The organism is Kitasatospora viridis (genome assembly GCF_007829815.1).
Classification (GTDB): Bacteria; Actinomycetota; Actinomycetes; order Streptomycetales; family Streptomycetaceae; genus Kitasatospora; species Kitasatospora viridis.
In genome coordinates this window covers 402,760-420,698 of record NZ_VIWT01000002.1, presented here as the reverse complement: position 1 = coordinate 420,698, position 17,939 = coordinate 402,760, and the positions used below count along the sequence as shown (strand labels likewise).

The following is a 17,939-nucleotide window of genomic DNA, read 5'->3' as shown; positions in this document are numbered from 1 at the left end:
CGCGCTTCACTCCCGTGCATCCCCTCACGCTCCCTCCCCCACGAGATGAGGCGCACGTGCACCAGGACTCCAACCCCCCTGCGGCCCACGGCAATCGGGCCAACCTCCCGGAGCCGCTGCGAGCGGTCTTCGCCACCCACGCCGAGGCACGCCGCCGCCGGATGCCCGTCTCCGAGGTCGTCGGCGAGCGGGCCGAGCGGGCCGAGCGAGCCGCCCGGGCCGAACAGGCGATCAGCCGCCGCCGAGTCCTCGGCGCCACCGGGGCGCTCGCCGCGACCGCGGCCGTCCCCACGAGCCTGCTCCGCCCGACCCGGGCCGCCGCGGCGACCGCTCCCCGGGTGGTCGTGGTCGGGGCGGGCCTCGCGGGCCTGCGCTGCGCCCACAAGCTCTGGAACCGGGCCGACCCGGTCGCCGCCACCGTCTACGAAGCGGACACCAGCCACCTCGGCGGCCGCTGCTGGTCGCTGCGCGGATTCTTCGCCGGCGGCCAAGTCGGCGAGCACGGCGGGTCCTTCATCAGCTCGACCGACACCGAGGTGCTCAGCCTGGCGAACAGCCTGGGCCTGCAGCGCGAGTACGCGAACGGCGGCGCGCTCGACACCGGCGACTACGCCGCCTGGATCAACGGCGCCCCGTACGACGGCAGCCGGCAGCAGAGCGACTGGACGGCCGAGGCGTTCGACGCGTTCAGCGCCTCCTACCAGGCCATCGGCACACCCCGCTACGACAACCACACCGCCGAGGCGTTCCGCCTCGACCAGCTGTCCTGCCTGGACTACCTCGCCGAGATCGGCCTGCCCGCGGACTCCCCGCTGGGCCAGCTGATCCAGTCCATCCAACTGCAGTCCGGCGGCGAACCCGCACAGTCCTCCGCACTGGGCATGATCGGATTCCTCGGAGCGTCCAGCACCTTCGACGGCACCCCCGGGTTCGACGAGAAGTACCACCTGGTCGGCGGCAACGACCAGTTGGTCAGCGGGATGGTCGGCCGGCTGCCGGCCGGGAGCGTCAAGCAGGGCTACGAGCTGGTCGCGCTCTGCCGCAACGGCGACGGCAGCTACACCTGCACCTTCGACCACGCCGGCAGCACCGTGCCGGTCACCGCCGACCACGTGGTGCTGGCCCTGCCGTTCAGCACCCTGCGCAAGGTCGACCTCAGCCGGGCCGGCCTGTCCGCGCTCAAGCTGACCGCGATCACGCAGCAGGGGATGGGGCAGAACGCGAAGCTGGTCGCCCAGCTCTCCGCGAAGACCTGGCCCGCACTCGGCTACAACGGCGTCTCCAACACCGGACCGCTCGGCTACCAGACGGCCTGGGACGGCTCGGTCGACCTGGGCGCGACGGGCGCGCCGGCCCTGCTCGTCAACTTCCCCGGCGGTGACGGCGCCCGCTCCCGACTGACCGGCGCCGCCCACGGCCCGGCCCCGGCCGCCGACGTCACCGCCTTCCTCGCCCAGATCGAGCACGTGTACCCCGGCACCACGGCGGCCTGGAACGGAAAGGCCTACGAGGACCACTGGTCCCTCGACCCGTGGCACCTGGGGGCCTACCACTACTACGAGATCGGCCAGTACACCGCGTTCGCCGGCTACGAGGCCGTGCAGGAGGGGCGGATCCACTTCGCCGGCGAGCACACGGACGTCGACAACGCCACCCTGAACGCCGCGGTGGCCTCCGGCGCCCGGGCCGCCGGCGAGATCCTCGCCCAGATCTGAGGCGGGCCCGCTGCCGGCACCGCGGGCTTCCCCGATCACGCCGGTCGGTTCGCCGTCCCGCACGCCGACCGGCGTCGTCCGACCGGTTGGACGGTCCGGTCCCACTCCGCGGGCCGCGCACCGTCCGTGCCTGCCGCCCCTCCCCCGGCCACTGGCGCCGAGGGCACCCGCACGGTCCGGCGGACGCGGCAGCGCCGTGACCGGACGGCGCGAGGATCGTTGGACCCGCGTGAACCGACCCACTCTCGCCTGTGCCGTGAGCGCTCTGGTCCTGCTGACCGCTTCGCCCGCCGCGGCCAGCGCCTGCGCCTCGACCGGCGAGCGGGCCCACCCGGCGCGCGAGGTGTGCCTGGCGGAGCCCGGCTGCTCCTCGATCACTGATGACGTCAAGCGCACCCTCCTCCGGGCGGTCCGTCCCGGCGGACCGGCGGCTCGCCCGTCGCGCACCACGGCCGTCCCGCGGACCGGTACCGGGCGCAGCCTCGACGGTGACGATGACGGCGACATCGTCATCCTCGGCGACGGCCAGGGCGGAGGGTTCCCGGACATCGTCTCCGACGGCGGGGGCGAGGACGACGGGGAGGCCGTCATCCTCGGCGCCGGCCGCTGAGCCCCGGTCCGGTCCTCGCCCCGCCGGTGCGAGGGCCGGCGGGCGTGCCCGGCGTCCGCCGCGTGGCCGTACGCGGCTCGCGCACCGTCGAACTCGCCGAGGAAGAACGGCCGTCAGCCGGGCCGCCCGTCTCCTCGATCGCGTGGGCCGCCGGATCACGCGGGTGCCGGGACGACGACTTCGATGAGCCTGGGCCCCTGGGGCGCAGGGGCGTTCAGTGCCGCGGCCAGGTGGTCGGACCGGCTGGTGACGCGAGTGGCCGCAACGTTGTAGCCCCGGGCCAGCGCGAGGATGTCGATGCCGGGAAGGTCCAGGCCGGGGACGGAGCGCAGCCCCAGCCGCGCACCGAAGTCGCGCAGGATGCCGTAGCCGCGGTTGTTGACGACGATGAACGTCACCGGCAGGCGTTCGTGTGCGGCGGTCCACAGCGCGGGGAGGGTGTAGTGCAGTGAGCCGTCGCCGATGACAGCGGTGACCGGTCTCGCAGGGTCGGCGAGAGCGGCAGTTGGCCCCGGAAGGCGGGGTGGTCGGTGGGGAAGCCCAGCCGGCTGGGCCACGGTGTGATCCACACGGGCGCGAGCGGGAAGAAGGCAACTGCCGTTCGCCGCTCGGCAGGAGACGTGACACCGCCTGCCGGTGGGCGACCCCGGTTCCAACCAGAATCGTCAGGAGTACTCGGAAGTCGAAAGAGCGCATGAAAGCAGGTCGGCGCACCACCAGCCCTCGTGGGAGCGCGACGGTAGCGAACCGCCCGGCACGCGCCTGGTCCGCCGCCCCGCGCCCCACGCCCCGCGCCTCCGCTCGCCACCGGATGACCCGTCAGGCGTCACCCCACCTGTGCCGCGACGCCGAAGGCGACCCCTCGGCAGTCACGGCCCGGTCCCCTCCCCCGCAACAGCCGTCAAGCCCGGCTGCGCCCCCGTCGCGTCAGGTCTCCTCCTTGCGGAAGACCAGCAACACCCCCACCTGTGTCTTCGGCCGGTACGGCCCGCCGCCGCCGCTGAAGGCGTAGGCGCTCACGTGGCCGAGCCGCCACCCCTCCTGCTCGACCTCCTGGACCGCATCGGCGACTTCGTCCACCGCCACGACCACGGAGCAGATCGTGCTCCCGTGTGCTCGTGCTCGCACGACTTCCACCGGACGTGGAGGACGGCCGTCACTGTGTGCCATCGAGTGCTCCCTGTCTCCCCAGCTGACCGAGGATCAGCGCACCGGGGCAACGGCGGCTGCCTTCGGGTGGGCCTGGGGCTGTCCGTAGACGATGGGCTCCGTGTCCCTGCGAGACGAAGGGCGCATCCGACCCACTCATACACCGAGAGTAGCGACGGCAGCCGTCCCACCGGCAGGGCGCGCGACAGCACGGGGACGGCACGCGCAGAAGTCCCGCACTCCGCCGGGCAGCGCGTTCGTCACCCGGCCACCCTACGGCTCATCAGGTGGGCGCCCGAGCCCCTTCGTCCGATCCGGCCGGCCGGATCCGCGAGTGCAGCGGGCGAGCGTGTCGCCGGCACGCCGGGGAGAGCAGCGGCACGGGCGAAACCCCTGGCCGCGGCCGACAGCAGGACGCCCCCGCTCCTCGTAGTGGAGTGCACCAGACCGGACGGCCCGCCCCGCGAACGCCGGGACGGGCCGTCCGGTGGCGGCGGGTCGGTCAGGCGGGGCGGATGTGCTCCGCCTGCGGACCCTTCTGCCCCTGCACCACGTCGAAGGTCACCTTCTGGCCCTCCAGGAGCTCACGGAAGCCCTGGGCCTCGATGTTCGAGTAGTGGGCGAAGACGTCGGGACCGCCGCCGTCCTGCTCGATGAACCCGAAGCCCTTTTCGGCGTTGAACCACTTCACGGTGCCGGTAGCCATGCGCGTCTCCTTCGCGGGGTACGGATCGGGGCCCGCCGCTGCGGGCGTGGAGGTGATCGCCCTGGTCCTGAGAGGCACCGGACAACAGGAACGCCCACGGCATCCGACCGCGGGCGACGACTTCGGATTCACGACTGCTCGACCGGAACGCTACACCGGACCGGGGCCTGCGGCCGGTAGGCCGAGCGGATACGCGCAGACCGAGATGTTCCTGTACGAGCTGGGCGTGGACGAGCCGCGTCGAGCTCTGCATCAGCTACCTGCGCAGGAACGTATACACCCCGTTCGGGCGCAACAGCATCGAGACCGTGCGCAGGCCGGAGCACGCGGAGCGCTGGGACGGATGATCCCGCCACCGTGTTCAAGTACCGCACCGGCACGCGTCCGTGCAGGGCTGCCCGGGCCCCGGTAGGGCTTCACCGGACGGCCGCGCGCCGCAGGCGACTGGACGGGCTGGACGAGGTCCGGACCGAGTAGGACGAACTCGCAGTCCCGGCACGGGTCCTGACGCGGACGTGACCGCAGATCGCGTTGCCGACAGCTCCTGCACACACCCCTTGCGCCGCGCTTGCGCCGGGTGCGGGCGGCTCCCGCAGGAGCACCGCAAGCGCGGTCGGCGATCGTTGTTCTCGGTTCGCCGCCGGCGGATCGGAACACGGCGCCGGGGTCCACCACTCTGGTTCAGAGGGGAGTTCGATCCCGCAGTGCCAGGAGAGAAGCCGCCGCGCCGGATTGCGCGGCGGCCAGATCGAAGGGTTGAAGCACATGCGGATGAAGAGGATGGCCGGCGCCATCGCCGCCACCACCGCGGCCCTGACCGGGCTCGGGCTCGTGGGTGCGACGACGGCGAGCGCAAGCACCCCGTCGGTCGACTGCAGCCACTACCACCAGGCCATGTACGAGACCGGCTTCGGCAAGCAGTACTGCTTCCAGTACAGCGGCGGCACGGGCAACACCGTGTCCGTCGACGGCCCGGCCGAGGTCTGGGCCACTGGCAGCTACGCCGTCACGGTCTTCTACCCGGGCGGCTACTCCGTGCGTCTCTTGCCCGGCCAGCATTCGGACTTTGCGGAGATCGACTCCTTCCAGATCTAGCCATGGCGTGAAACCGCCCCATTTCGGCGGTGGGTTCCCCCGGCCAGGCCTCATCGGCCGGGGGAACTCCGGGCACTGCGACCGGCGCGAGGCGCGGCCGGCACGGGGCGGCCGGGTCTGAGCGCAAGACGCTTCCTAGCGGGTGGGGGGAACCTCGCGGGATGCCGTCGGCAAGTCGTGCAGTTTGGCGCGGACCTGTTCCGCGTCCGCGTGGCCGATGTCGGTGAAGATCTGCAGTGCCGCCGTCCAGGTGTCCCGGGCGGCATCGGTGTCGCCGGTGGCCGCGTGGGTGTCGCCCAGCTTCGTCAGCGTGTCCGCCTCGCCGAAGCGGAAGTCCAGGTCGCGGAAGATCACCAGCGCGTGGCGGTAGCAGTCGACGGCCTCGGCGTGTTGGCCGAGGTGGTGATGGGCGAAGCCGATGCTGTCCCAGCTGTCCGCCTCGCTGCGGCGGAAGCCGAGGGCCTGTTGCAGCTGCAGCGCCTGCCGGCAGTGCTCCAGAGCAGCCTGGTAGTCGCCCAGTTGAGCGTGCAACCAGCCGACCGCGTTGAGCGCGATGGCCTGCCCGCGCCTGTCGCCGCCGGCCTGGAACCGGGCCGACGCCAGCTCGGCGTGGTACAGCGCCTCCTCGGGCCGGCCCTGCTGCTCCAACAACCGGTCCATCATGTGATGGGCGTATCCCTGGTTCGCGTCGTCGCCAAGTTCTCGGAATATCGCAATCGACTGATCGAGGTGGGCCCTGGCCTCCCGGTGCCGGCCGAGCATCAGGTGGGAAGCGCCGAGCATGCGGTGTGAGTAGCCCTCGGCGGCGGCGTCGCCGAGCCGGCCGGCGGCCTGGAGCGCGAGCTGCTGGAGGACGGTCCAGTGCTGCCAGTCACCGCCCTTCAGGACCGGGTCGATCGACCAGACCAATTGCCACGCGTGATGGTCCAGGCCGGCATCGACAGCGAGCTGGACCGCCGCCATGAGCACCTGGAACTCGGCGGCGAACCAGGCCTTGGCCGCCTCCGCTGACGGTGACTCGGCTCCGTCCACGGTGACCGCGGCCAGCGGCTCGACCGGCGTGATCACTTCCCGCCACGGGTCGACCGCGCTGCTCGCCCGGTGGGCGGACTGGAGGTAGTGGTCGAGCATGCGGCGGGTGACGGTGCGCCGGTCGGTCTCGGACTCCTCGGTGCGGGCCTGTTCGTCGGCGAAGACGCGCAGCAGGTCGTGCAGGGTGTACCGGCCGCGTGCCGGTTCGTTGATCAGGTGCAGGCGGGCGAGTTCGGACAGCAGCGGTCGTACCTGTGCCGGTGTGAAACCGGCGAGGCTGGCCGCGGCGCCGGCGCTCAGGTCCGGGCCGGGGTGCAGGCCGAGCAGCCGGAACAGGCGGGCGGACGGCTCGGACAGCTGCCGGTAGGACCAGGAGAACACCGACCGGACGTCGGTGACCGGGTCGCCGGTCGTCAGTGCGTCCAATCGGTCGGGCAGCCGGCGCAGGTCGGCGGCGGTGGCGGCGAGCGGCAGCCTGGGTTGGCTCGCGGCGCGGGCGGAGACGACGGCCAGGGCCAGCGGCAGCCGGGCACACCGTTCGATGATCTCGTCGACGGCGTCGGGTTCGGCGGCGGTGCGCTGCGCACCCAGCCGTCGGGTCAGCAGGTCGCGGGCCTCGGCCACGGTGAGCAGGTCCAGCGGCACCGGGTGCGCGCCGACTCCGGCGACCAGGCCGGTGAGCCGGTCACGGCTGGTGATCAGCACCAGGCAGTCGGGTGTACCGGGTAGCAGCGAACGGACCTGCTCGGCGTCGCGGACGTTGTCGAGCAGGACCAGCATGCGCCGGTCGGCCAGCAGGCTGCGGTACAACGCGGCCTGCGCGTCCAGACCGGCCGGAATCCGCTGGCGTGGCACGTCCAGCGCGTCCAGCAGCGAGCGCAGGGCCTCGGCGGGGGCGGTGGGGGTGTGGGTCGGGTCGAAGCCGCGCAGGTTGAGGTACAACTGCCCGTCCGGGAACCGGCCGGCGACCTGGTGGGCCCAGTGCACGGCGAGCGCGGTCTTGCCGACTCCCGCCATCCCGGACACCGCGGAGATCACGACGGTGCGGGTCTCTCCGGCGGTCTCCAGGAGCTGGTCGAGCTGGTCGAGCTCTTCCCTGCGCCCGACGAACCCGGCGGTGCCGGAAGGCAGCTGGGCCGGGCGCGAACGCGGCTTCGCGGCGGGGATCCGGACCAAGTCGGTCGCGGCCTCCGGTGGCCGGCCGGCCGACTGGTCCCCGCCGGCGCTCCGGCGCGACGGCACGACCGGGTCGGGGAGCGGCAGGGCGTCCGGTGACGGGGTACGGGTGCCGTCCTCCTCGGGCAGTACCGCGACGGACGGCCGCGCCGTCGACAGCGCCGCATCCGCGGAGAGGATCCTAAGATGCGTCTCGCGCAGTTCCGGCCCCGGTTCCACGCCGATCTCCTCGGCCAGCACCCGGTACGCGTTCCGGTACACGAGCAGCGCGTCCGCCTGTCGCGAAGACCGGTACAAGGCGATCATCAGCTGGGCGGTGAAGCGCTCGCGCAGCGGATGCCGGGCCACCAGGGTATGTAACTCGGAGAGGACCTCGGCGTGCCGCGCCAGGTGCAGGTCCGCCTCGATCCGGCCTTCGACCGCCTGGAGCCGGAGTTCTCCGAGTCGTACGGCCTCCTGCGCCACACCCGCCAATTCGCCGACATCGCTCAGGAGATCGCCCCGCCACAACGACTCCGCCGCCGCGAACGCGCTGCGGGCGTCGGCCCATCGGCCCCCCGCCGATGCTGCGAGGCCCTCGGAGCAGCTCCGCTCGAACCGGTCGATGTCGGCCTCGCCGGGCTTCGCCTCGAACGCGTAGCCGAGCGAACGCGTGACCAGGCGCGCGCCGGCGACCGGGCCGAGACTCTGACGCAAGCGCACGAGGTAGCTCTGCAACGTACCGCGCGCGCCCTTCGGGGGGCTGCCGTTCCACACCGCATCGCAGAGCACGTCGGCGAGGACCGTCTCGTTCCGGCGGAGCAGGAGGAACGCCAGGACGGCTCGTTGGCGCGGAGCGTTGACTTCCCGTTCCGTTTCCCCGTCGTGGACCCGCAAGGGGCCGAGCATGCCCAGTTCCATAATCCCCCCATGGCCCCCGGGCAGCCTCGATCCGTGCAGGCCGTCCGCGGTAAGTGCCGCTGACCTGCGGCCTGGTCGCTCCAGCGGGCCGAACCTGTCCGATCCGGTAGCAAACCCCGTATCAAACCCCGTATCACACCCCCTGGTTAACGGATGGGCGGATAGTACGCTGGCATTGCTGGGGGCGGTGAAGCGCTCCAGATATTGGACAGCCCCTGATGCGCGTCTGGTTCGGGCAGTCGAGTCGGCTTTCAGCCGGTTCGCGATCTGCTCAAAAGCCTTCTCGCGAGCCCTGTTTGACGGTCCGTTGTCGAGCGGTCGTCCGCCGGCCGGCCTGCGAGAGGCCGCACTCCCTTGCGCTCGGCGTGCCCGTTCCGAGAGCTCCGAGGTCAGGCGTCCGCTGCTACGCCGTCGGCCCGTCACCGGTCGGCGCGCCGGCGCCTTGAACGGTGGCGAGCAGGGCGTCGCGCAGTCGGGTGATGTCGGCTGCCATGTCGATGGACGGGTCGAGCAGCCATTGGAGTTGCAGGCCGTCGGTCGCGGCCAGGAGCACGCGGGCGGCCCACTGCGCGTCGGGGGCGGCGCCCTGGGCCGCCGCTGAGGCTGTGTCAGGGGAAGGGGCGTCGGCGATCGCCTCGGCGTAGCGGTGCCGCAGGACCTGGTAGCGCTCCGTGAAGAAGTCGTGGGCCGGGTGGCCGGGCTCGGCCGCGGCGGCCGCCAGGTCGACGAAGAGCTTGACCAGTCCGGGTGTCTGGGCGTTCTCCGCGATCAGCTCCGGGCGCCACATCGCCGCGCCCTCGCCGTGCCGCTCGGCCGCCGCCGCGTCCCTGGCTTCGAGGACGGCGGTGAGCAGGGCCTCGCGGCCGCCGAAGTGGTGCAGGACGCCGGCGTCGGTCAGTCCGACGCGCTCGGCGATGTCGCGGACCGAGACGGCGCGGCTGCCGGCTTCCGCGTAGGCGGCGAGTGCGGCGTCCACGATCTGCTGCCGCTTGGCCGCGCTCTTGGCGTAGGGGCCGCGGGGGCCACGTGTCGTACTCACCCGAGCACAGTAGCTCTCCGTGCTCGATCCGAAAACCTTGCATGTCAAGGTTTTCGGATTTACGGTGGCAGTACGGCGAGGTCCCGCGACACCCGACTCCCCTGCCGACGCGCTCCGCATCCCCCCGATCCGCGCACCAGCTGACGCGCCGTCACCACCCGCCGCCCCGCGCCCCACACCAGAGGACACACCCGCATGTTCGCCTGCGCCCCCGGCCTGCCGCTCCCGGACGGATTCCTGTTCGGCGCCTCGACCTCCGCCCACCAGACCGAGGGCGGCAACACCAACAGCGACTGGTGGCAGCTGGAACAGCACGGCGCCGTCGCCGAGCCCAGCGGTGACGCCGCCGACAGCTACCACCGCTGGCCGGTCGACATCGACCTGCTCGCCGAACTCGGCTTCACCGACTACCGGTTCAGCATCGAGTGGGCTCGGATCGAGCCCGCGCCCGGCTGCTTCTCGCGCGCCGCCCTCGCCCACTACCGCCGCATCGTCGAGTACGCCCGCGAGCGCGGCATGCGCCCGATGGTCACGCTGCACCACTTCACCCTGCCGCGCTGGTTCGCCGAGCGCGGCGGCTGGTCCGCCCCGGACGCCGTCGACCGGTTCGCCCGCTACGTGGCGGCGACCGCGCCGGTCATCGCCACCGACGTCGAGCACGTCTGCACCATCAACGAGCCCAACATGGTCGCCGCCCTCCTCCCCCGGGTCACCGCCGGCGGCGAGCGCCCGACCGGCACCGGCCTGCCGCTGCCCGACCCCGGGCTCACCCGCACCCTCGTCGAGGCCCACCGGGCCGCCGTCGCGGCCGTGCGGGCGATCTCCCCCACGATCAGGACCGGCTGGTCGGTGGCCAGCCAGGGCTGCCAGGCCGTGCCCGGCGCCGAAGAGGTGACGGCCGCCTACCGCCACCCGCGCGAGGACGTCTTCCTGGAAGCCGCACGCCAGGACGACTGGATCGGCGTGCAGGCCTACACCCGCACCCGGATCGGCCCCGCCGGCCCGCTCCCGGTTCCCGAGGGCGCCGAACGCACCCTCACCGGCTGGGAGTGCTACCCCGACGCCCTCGGCGAGGCCCTGCGGCACACCGCCGAGGTCGTCGGCGAGGTGCCGATCATCGTCACCGAGAACGGCATCGCCACCGCCGACGACCGCAGCCGCATCGCCTACACCCACCGGGCCCTGGACGGCCTGGCCGAAGCGCTCGCCGACGATCTCGACATCCGCGGATACTTTCACTGGAGCGCACTCGACACCTACGAGTGGGGCTCCTTCCGCCCGACCTTCGGCCTGATCGCCGTCGAACCGGAGACCTTCCTGCGCGTGCCCAAGCCCTCCGCCCGCTGGCTCGGCCGGATCGCCCGCAGCCGCACCCTCCCCAGCGCCCGCTGACCGGCACCCAGCAACAACGGTCTTCATCAACCACGGTCCCCGCGACCCAACAGGAACCGAGATGCCCGAAGAACCGCCCGGCCAGGCCGCCGCCCCCCAGCTGCCACCGCCCTACCTGCCACCGCCCGTGCCCGTCACCACCGCCGACGGCGGCCGCCGGTACGACGGCATCACCTACGCCCGGATCTCCGGATACCGCCCGCTGCTGCTCGACCTGCACGCCCCACCCGCCGGCGAACGGCCCGCGCCGCTCGTCCTGTGGGTCCACGGCGGCGGCTGGGCCGAAGGCGACCGCCGCTACCCGCCGCCCACCGTGGCGGGAGACCGGTTCTTCGACGCCATCGTGCGATCCGGCCTGGCCGTGGCCACCATCGACTACCGGCACAGCCTGGAAGCACCGTTCCCCGCCCAACTCCACGACCTGCGCGCCGCGATCCGCTACCTGCGCCTCCACGCCGCCGAACTCGGCCTCGACACCGACCGCCTCGCGCTGTGGGGCGAATCGGCCGGCGCCCACCTGGCCGTGCTGGCCGCCCTCGCCCCGGCCCGGACGCCGGACGGAGTCGACCTGGAGGGCGAGGTCGGCGTCACCGACCCGCCCAGCGGCGGCATCCGCGCCGTCGTCGACTGGTACGGCCCCACCGACCTGCGCTCGGCCGCCGCCGCGTTCCCGGCCGCCCTCGCCGTCCCGCCGGCCGGCCACCCGTTCACCGCCCTGATCGGCGCGGACCCGGCGCAGCGACCCGACCTGGTCCGCGCGGCCACCCCCCTCACCTACGCCGACCACCCCGCGCCGCCGTTCCTGATCGTGCACGGCACCGCCGACCGGATCGTGCCCCACGACCAGAGCCGGCTCCTCGCCGAACGCCTCGAACCCCACACCAGCGTCGAGTTGGTCATCGTCCCCGGCGCCGACCACATCTTCGCCGGCGCCCCCGACGTCGACTCCCTGGTGCAGCGCAGCATCGCCTTCCTCGCCCACCACCTGGCACCGGACCCCGGTGACACCACGGGCGCGCTCAGCGGATGATCACCCGTTCATCCGGTCATCCGTTCACCACCGCGATGCCCACGGCGCTCGCCGGCAGTACCGACGGGCTGTCGATGACCTGCGCGCCGCCGGCTCCGAAGTGCACGGCCTGCAGGCGGTTGTTCGTCGCGTCGCGGACGTAGAGGACGTCGCCGCGGCCGAGCGCCTCGTCGGTCGGGTGGCCGCCGACCGTGGCGGCGATCGGGGCGGTCAGGGCCAGGGCGCCGTCGCGGACCCGGTAGGTGGAGATCGTCCCGGTGGCGGCGTTGGCCACGTAGGCCGTGCCGGTGGCGCGCGAGACCACCAACCAGCAGGCCGCGCCGCCGCCGTCCGGCAGGTAGGCGAGTTGGCGGGCCGTGCCGGAGGCGACGGAGTACGTGGTGACCGCGCTGGCCGCCGCGTCGGAGACCACCGCGTCGCCGTGGCTGTCGAAGTCGAAGCCGAACGGCACCGCGGCCGCCGAGGCGGTGCGGGAGGCGGCAGAGGGGACGCCGTGGCGGTCCACGGTGAAGGTGTCGAGGGAGTTGCTGCCCTTCTCCGTGACGACCAGGCGGCGGCCGTCGGGCGAGAAGGCGACCTCGGCCGCCCCGGCCGCGCCCGCGGACAGGGCCCGGGTCGAGCCGGGCAGCGGGGTCAGCACGCCGTCGTGCAGGTGGAAGCCGGCTATCGTGCCGCTGCCGGAGTCCAGGACGTAGACCAGGTCGCCGTGGACGGTCACGCTCACCGGGCGGGTGCCTCCGGAGGCCACCGTCGAGCGGGCCGTCAGGGCGCCGTCCTCGGTCACCCGCAGTGCGGTCACGCTGTTCGAGCCCGCGTTGACGGCGAGCAGGATCCGACCGTGGTCGGCGGGCACGACCGCGCCCTGCGAGCCGAGACCGGCGTCCGCGCCGAGGCCTCCGGTCGGGTAGGTGCCGGCCGGGGTCAGCGCCCCGTTGACGTCGTGGAAGGCCAGCACAGCGTTTCCGGACGCCGCGTTGGACAGCGTGTACACGGTGGCCGCGCGGCCGGTCGACGCGGATGCCACGCCAGGGGATCCGGCGACCGCCAGGGCGCCGCCGAGCGCGGCGGCGACGGCCAGGGCAGCCCGGACGCGACGGTTCTTCGCAGCGATGCTCACGCCAAACTCCTTAGGAGGAAGGGGATTTCGTGAGGACAACACTGCTACCTGCCGAGCTGCCGCGGGAGCCCGCAGGCGCGACCGCAAGACTCCCGTAATGACTGCCCGTCACCACGCGCGAGGCGATACCAGCCTGTCGCGGTGTCGCGCTGGTTCCGCTGCGCAAGGGGCTGGAAGGCTGTTGGCGGTACAGCCCGTGGGTCGTCTTGCCCGCAGGCACCCGCCGTCGTTGCCGGAGACGCCGGGCCGGCACCTGACCCGTGATCAACTCACGCTGATGGCATCCAGCTTGTCCCGCAGATACACGGAGGAGTCCACTGGTGCGTGCGCCACGGGGCCGGCGATCGGGACGACCACGGTGTGGGGGTCGCACTCGTAGAAGTAGACCAGGGACATCAGTTCCTCATCCGGGGCGTCGGGCGACGGCGGGAGGACCCGGTGGCGGCCGGAGCGCCAGCGGCCGCCGGTCCAACGGGCCATCAGGTCACCGATGTTGACGGTGAGTGCGGCCGGGTCGTACGGGGCGTCCTCCCAGCCTTCGCCGCCGTCGTCGGGGTCGATCCAGACCTGCAGCCCGCCCTTGCCCTGCTGGCGGTCCAGCAGGGTGACCGTGCCGAAGTCGGTGTGCGGGCCGATCCGGAACTGGCCGGGGAGGGGCTCGCCCACCACGCCCGTGCCCGGGTACCAGTTGATGTTCAGGGTGTACGTCGGGTGCGCGGTGTGCGCGGTGAAGAAGTCCGCGCCCTGCCCCAGCGCGGTGCCGAGCAGCCGGAGCACCTCGTCGGCGACGGAGCGCATCCGCGCCAGGTAGTCCTCCACGATCGGCTGCAGCTGCGGTACTTCGACCTGCGGCCAGCGGTTCGGCTGGAACCAGAAGCCGTCGATCTCGGCTTCGCCGATCGGCTGATCCGCGCCGACCGTCCAGGACTCCTTGAGGTCCGGCGGGGTCGCAGTGCCTTCCGAGTAGCCGTTGGCCTCGGCGCCCTTGGCCAGCCAGCCGCGGCCGCCGACGCTCACCGCGTAGCGCTGCTTCACCTGCCCGGGCAGCGCGAAGAACGCGTGGGCGGCCTGCCGGACCTCCTCCCGGATCTCGATGCCGACGCCGTGTCCGGTGATCAGCAGGAAGCCGGCCTGGCTGAGCGCGGCGTCCACGGCGGCGGCGGTCCCGGCCCGGGCCGCCGGGTCACCGGAGAGCCAGCGGGCGAGGTCGATCACGGGGATGCGAGAGGACATGGTGCTCCAAAGGGTGGCAACGGGATCACTCCAGCGGAATTACTCCAACGAGCTCACTCCAACGGGCTCACTCGCCGATGTCCTCGTACCAGAGGTCGGGCCGGGTGGCGATGAACTCCCGCATCAGTGCGATGCATTCGGCGTCGTCGAGGACGGTGATCCGTACCCCGTGCTCGGCGAGCCAGTCGTGGCCGCCGTGGAAGGTCCTCGCCTCCCCGATGATCACCTGCCCGATGCCGAACTGCCGGACCAGGCCCGAGCAGTACCAGCAGGGCGACAGCGTGGTGACCATCGTGGTCCGGCCGTACCCGCGCAGTCGGCCCGCCGCCCGGAAGGCGGCGGTCTCCGCGTGCGTGGACGGATCACCGTCCTGGACGCGGCGGTTGTGGCCGCGTCCCAGCAGTTCCCCGTCCGGGCCGAACAGCGCGGCACCGATCGGGATACCGCCCTCGCGCAGACCCAGACGGGCCTCCGCGAGGGCGACGGACAGGAGCTCGGCGGGAGCGGGCAGCTCGGTCATGAGCCCACTGTCCACCGATTCAGCCGACGCCGGCAACGGGCGCGCCGGTCACCGGCGTCCGGACCAGACCGGGCACCCGGCGCAGCGCCAGGTGGAGCAGCACGGCGAGGGTGAAGCCGGCCGCGAAGGCGAGGTCACCGATGCCCGGGTGCTGCTTGGCGACCAGTCCGACGTAGTCCGTCTGGTTGGAGAAGAGCCAGACGCCGAGCCCTGTGCCCGCGGCCATCGCGATCGGCGCGGCCCAGTTGCGGTACGTGGTGTCCTGGAGCAGCGCGGCGGTGTCCGTGTCGGAGCGGGCGCGGCTGAGGAAGTGGTCCAGGAAGGTGACGCCCAGCCAGGGGCCGATCCAGTAGCTGATGACGAGCAGGAAGTTCTCGTACTTGGTACCGGAGTTGCTGAGCCCGCTCCAGGCGAGCAGGGTGCCGACGGTGCCGAGGACCAGGGCGACCACAGCGCGGTTCAGCCGGGCCGGGAGCCCTCGGCCGATCGCGACGAAGGAGAGCGAGCCCGAGTAGATGTTCAGCGCGTTGGCGGCGATCCCGCCCAGCGCGATGGCGAGCAGGGTGAGGTCGGCCAGCCAGCCCGGGAGGGAGTAGATGAACGCTCCGGTGAGGGAGAGCTTGGAGGCGATGGCGTCCGGGATCAGCACGGTCGAGGAGGCCGCGCCGATGATCTCCAGGAAGGCGCAGGAGACGAAGACGCCGACGGCCGGCCATAGGGCGGTCTTCCACCGCGCGGTGGTGGCCGGGAGGTAGCGGGTGTAGTCGGCGCCGTACGGGGTCCAACCGGCGGCGTAGCCGAAGGCGGCGCCCGCGGTGAGCCAGAACGCGCCGGGGGCGGCGTGCGCGCCGGTCGCGGAGCCCGGGCGGGAGTTGGCGAGGATGACCGCGGCGGCGGCCACGAACACCAGGGTCAGTACCGGGAAGGTGTACTTCTCGGCGGTGTGCACGAAATTGTGGCCGAAACAGGCGGCGGCGACCTGGAGGATCACCACCACGAACAGGCAGAGCAGCAGCGGCCAGCCCAGCAGGGTGTTCAGCGCGTACGCGGCGCTGACGCTGTTGACCGCGAACCAGCCGATGCCGGCGGTGAGCGCGTTGAGCCCGGCGGGCAGCGCGTTGCCCAGGAACCCGAAGGCGGAGCGTCCGGCGACCATCTGGGTCACGCCGAACCGCGGACCGACCACGCCGAGGAGGCCGTGGGAGACGGCGCCGAGCGCGGTGCCCAGGACCAACGCGAGCACGGCGGGCCAGAACCCGAGGCCGAGGATGCCGACCGCGAGGACACCGACGAAAGCGGTGGCGAACTCCATGTTGGGTGAGGTCCAGGTCCACAGCAGACCGAGCGGCTTGCCGTGCCGGGCCCCGGCGGGGACGGGCTCGATACTGGTGGGCTCGATGGCGAGGATCCGGTCGCCGTACGCGGCTGTCTCGGCAGCGCGCGAAGTGGCGGCCGCCGGCTCTCTGGTCGTGGCGGGCGTCGTCATTCGGCCACTATCGGAGCAGCGGCGTCACCTGCGGTTTCGGCGGCATTGCGGGTCGGTTTCCGGTCACCCGGGGGTGAGCGGTGCGAGGCGCCGGCTGAGGCGGTGGACGGCTTCGGCGACGCGGGGATCGGTCGCCGCGCGGAAGGGTGTGACCGGCTGTGCTGCGGGGCCGATGACGATGCCGGTCCGGCCGGTCAGCGAGGCGTCGGTCGCGGCGAAGATCGAGGGCTTGGCCGCCACGGAGGCCGGTCCCGAGGTCGAGCGTTCGAACTTCCGTCGGACGAGCGGCCAGAGCAGACGCAGACCGGGTGAGACGATCCTGGGATCGCGCAGGGTGCCGTTGGTCATGTCGGTCGCGGCGCCGCCAGGGTCTGCGGCGAAGACCGATACGCCCGTGCCGTCGAGTCGGCCCGCCAGGTCGAGTGTGTAGGCGAGGTTGGCGAGCTTGGCGCGGCCGTACCAGTGGAAGCCGTAGTACCCGCCGGGGGGCTCGACGGCGTCGAACGTCCGCTTGGCGACGCCGATCGCGCCCGAGGTGACGTTCACGATCCGGCTCGGCGCGCCGGTCCGCAGCGAGGGCAGCAGCAGTTCGGTCAGCAGGTACGGCGAGAGGTGGTTGACGGCGAACGTCGCCTCGATCCCGTCGACCGAGTCCTGCCGGTCCGCGAACATCGCGCCGACGTTGTTGACCAGGACGGTCAGCGGGCCCTCGGAGGTGATCCGCTCCGCGAGCGAGCGGACCGCGTCGAGCGAGGCGAGGTCGGCGGCCACGAACCGGGCGGGGTGCGCCGGCGCCGTGGCGTTGATCCGTTCGACCGCACGGGCGCCGCGCTCGGCGTTGCGCCCGACCACGGTGACCGCCAGGCCGGCGGTGGCCAGCCCCAGGGCCGTCTCCCAGCCGATGCCGGCGGTTCCCGCCGTGACCAGTGCTGTCTTCTCCGACTTCTCCACGGCACACCTCTTTCCAGCTGCACAGATATCCGGATGACCTATCCGGTTGCTTCACCGTAGCAGATGTGGATGAGTTATCCGCTTATCGATTCGGATGGACTATCCAGTTAGACTCCTCCCATGACGACCCCACCTCTGCGCAAGGACGCCGCCCGCAACTGGGAGCAGATCGTCGCCGTGGCCCGCGATCTGGTGGACGAGGGCGTGCCGCTGCAGCTCAACGACGTCGCCCGCCGGGTCGGCATGGGCGTCGGCACCGTCTACCGGCACTTTCCGACCGCCGAGGCGCTTCTGGAGACCGTCGCCACCCGCAGCCTGGAGCTGCTCGTCGCCCACGGCGAGCAGGCGCTGGACGACGACGATCCCTGGCGCGCCCTGGCCGGCTTCCTGGCCCGCACCATCGAGGCACAGGTCACCGACGCCTCGCTGTCCACCGTCGCCGCAGCCCCCACGGACGCCCTGGCCCACACCACCGATCTGAAGCGGACTCTGTGGTCGCTCGGCGGGCGACTGCTCGACCGGGCTCGTGATTCCGGAGTCGTGCGCGGCGACCTGACCGCCGCCGACCTGGTGCCGCTGATGTGCGGCATCGCCTACGCCGCGACCGTCCACGGCGGCGCCCCCGCCACCCGCACCGACACCGCCCAGCGCTATCTGACCGTGCTCCTGGAGGGCCTGCACACCGGCTGATCCGGGACGACCCACCGGGCCCGGCGGGCTCCCGGGTGGGTCGCCGAGCTGGGCACCTGATGGACCGTCATCGACCACTGCTTCCGGGCGTTCGAGAC

General features: G+C 72.6%; 16 protein-coding genes. 6 read left to right on the top strand and 10 right to left on the bottom strand.

Annotation, left to right across the window (positions count from 1 at the left end; all coding sequences use genetic code 11):
- Positions 1-56 precede the first annotated feature (56 nt).
- Complete coding sequence (locus FHX73_RS29085) at positions 57-1,715, top strand: flavin monoamine oxidase family protein (RefSeq protein ID WP_145908867.1); 1,659 nt, start codon at positions 57-59, stop codon at positions 1,713-1,715.
- A 256-nt stretch (positions 1,716-1,971) separates the two neighbouring features.
- Positions 1,972-2,325, top strand: coding sequence for a hypothetical protein (locus FHX73_RS29080; RefSeq protein WP_145908866.1), 354 nt, complete (start codon positions 1,972-1,974; stop codon positions 2,323-2,325).
- 155 nt (positions 2,326-2,480) lie between these two features.
- Here FHX73_RS29080 and FHX73_RS29075 read toward each other — a convergent pair whose 3' ends face one another.
- The 3 genes from FHX73_RS29075 to FHX73_RS29065 form a co-directional block, all read right to left on the bottom strand.
- The gene (locus FHX73_RS29075) at positions 2,481-2,882 is read right to left on the bottom strand and encodes a thiamine pyrophosphate-dependent enzyme (RefSeq protein ID WP_170305126.1); all 402 of its coding nucleotides are present in this window, start codon (positions 2,880-2,882) and stop codon (positions 2,481-2,483) included.
- A 370-nt stretch (positions 2,883-3,252) separates the two neighbouring features.
- Positions 3,253-3,453: a hypothetical protein gene (locus FHX73_RS29070; RefSeq protein WP_145908864.1), complete on the bottom strand. Its 201-nt coding sequence runs from the start codon at positions 3,451-3,453 to the stop codon at positions 3,253-3,255.
- Between the two features lie 523 nt (positions 3,454-3,976).
- Positions 3,977-4,180 (bottom strand): cold-shock protein, encoded by a 204-nt coding sequence (locus FHX73_RS29065; protein WP_145908863.1) that lies wholly within the window; start codon positions 4,178-4,180, stop codon positions 3,977-3,979.
- Between the two features lie 765 nt (positions 4,181-4,945).
- Between FHX73_RS29065 and FHX73_RS29060 the strand changes: the two genes are divergently transcribed.
- The gene (locus FHX73_RS29060) at positions 4,946-5,275 is read left to right on the top strand and encodes a hypothetical protein (RefSeq protein ID WP_145908862.1); all 330 of its coding nucleotides are present in this window, start codon (positions 4,946-4,948) and stop codon (positions 5,273-5,275) included.
- Between the two features lie 135 nt (positions 5,276-5,410).
- Here FHX73_RS29060 and FHX73_RS29055 read toward each other — a convergent pair whose 3' ends face one another.
- Together FHX73_RS29055 and FHX73_RS29050 are read right to left on the bottom strand one after the other, a co-directional pair.
- Positions 5,411-8,179 carry an AfsR/SARP family transcriptional regulator gene (locus FHX73_RS29055; protein ID WP_425461454.1) on the bottom strand — a complete coding sequence of 923 codons (2,769 nt, stop codon included), beginning with the start codon at positions 8,177-8,179 and terminating at the stop codon, positions 5,411-5,413.
- A gap of 607 nt (positions 8,180-8,786) precedes the next feature.
- Positions 8,787-9,422 carry a TetR family transcriptional regulator gene (locus tag FHX73_RS29050; RefSeq protein WP_211786363.1) on the bottom strand — a complete coding sequence of 212 codons (636 nt, stop codon included), beginning with the start codon at positions 9,420-9,422 and terminating at the stop codon, positions 8,787-8,789.
- Between the two features lie 195 nt (positions 9,423-9,617).
- On the opposite strand from FHX73_RS29050, the gene FHX73_RS29045 reads away from it, so the two are divergent.
- Positions 9,618-10,814, top strand: a complete 1,197-nt coding sequence (locus FHX73_RS29045; RefSeq protein ID WP_145908859.1) for a family 1 glycosylhydrolase — start codon at positions 9,618-9,620, stop codon at positions 10,812-10,814.
- A gap of 61 nt (positions 10,815-10,875) precedes the next feature.
- Positions 10,876-11,844, top strand: a complete 969-nt coding sequence (locus FHX73_RS29040; protein WP_145908858.1) for an alpha/beta hydrolase — start codon at positions 10,876-10,878, stop codon at positions 11,842-11,844.
- Positions 11,845-11,860: 16 nt separating this feature from the next.
- On the opposite strand, the gene FHX73_RS29035 is transcribed toward FHX73_RS29040, so the two are convergent.
- From FHX73_RS29035 to FHX73_RS29015, 5 genes are all read right to left on the bottom strand, one after another.
- Positions 11,861-12,961, bottom strand: coding sequence for a lactonase family protein (locus tag FHX73_RS29035; RefSeq protein WP_145908857.1), 1,101 nt, complete (start codon positions 12,959-12,961; stop codon positions 11,861-11,863).
- Between the two features lie 264 nt (positions 12,962-13,225).
- Positions 13,226-14,194 (bottom strand): isopenicillin N synthase family dioxygenase, encoded by a 969-nt coding sequence (locus FHX73_RS29030; RefSeq protein WP_145908856.1) that lies wholly within the window; start codon positions 14,192-14,194, stop codon positions 13,226-13,228.
- Positions 14,195-14,261: 67 nt separating this feature from the next.
- Positions 14,262-14,714 carry a nucleoside deaminase gene (locus FHX73_RS29025; protein ID WP_145908855.1) on the bottom strand — a complete coding sequence of 151 codons (453 nt, stop codon included), beginning with the start codon at positions 14,712-14,714 and terminating at the stop codon, positions 14,262-14,264.
- Between the two features lie 19 nt (positions 14,715-14,733).
- Positions 14,734-16,200 carry a purine-cytosine permease family protein gene (locus FHX73_RS29020; protein WP_145908854.1) on the bottom strand — a complete coding sequence of 489 codons (1,467 nt, stop codon included), beginning with the start codon at positions 16,198-16,200 and terminating at the stop codon, positions 14,734-14,736.
- A 63-nt stretch (positions 16,201-16,263) separates the two neighbouring features.
- Positions 16,264-17,127, bottom strand: a complete 864-nt coding sequence (locus FHX73_RS29015) for an SDR family NAD(P)-dependent oxidoreductase (RefSeq protein WP_145909184.1) — start codon at positions 17,125-17,127, stop codon at positions 16,264-16,266.
- Positions 17,128-17,271: 144 nt separating this feature from the next.
- Here FHX73_RS29015 and FHX73_RS29010 point away from each other — a divergent pair, with 144 nt between their 5' ends.
- The gene (locus FHX73_RS29010) at positions 17,272-17,841 is read left to right on the top strand and encodes a TetR/AcrR family transcriptional regulator (RefSeq protein WP_145908853.1); all 570 of its coding nucleotides are present in this window, start codon (positions 17,272-17,274) and stop codon (positions 17,839-17,841) included.
- The last annotated feature ends 98 nt before the right edge of the window (positions 17,842-17,939 follow it).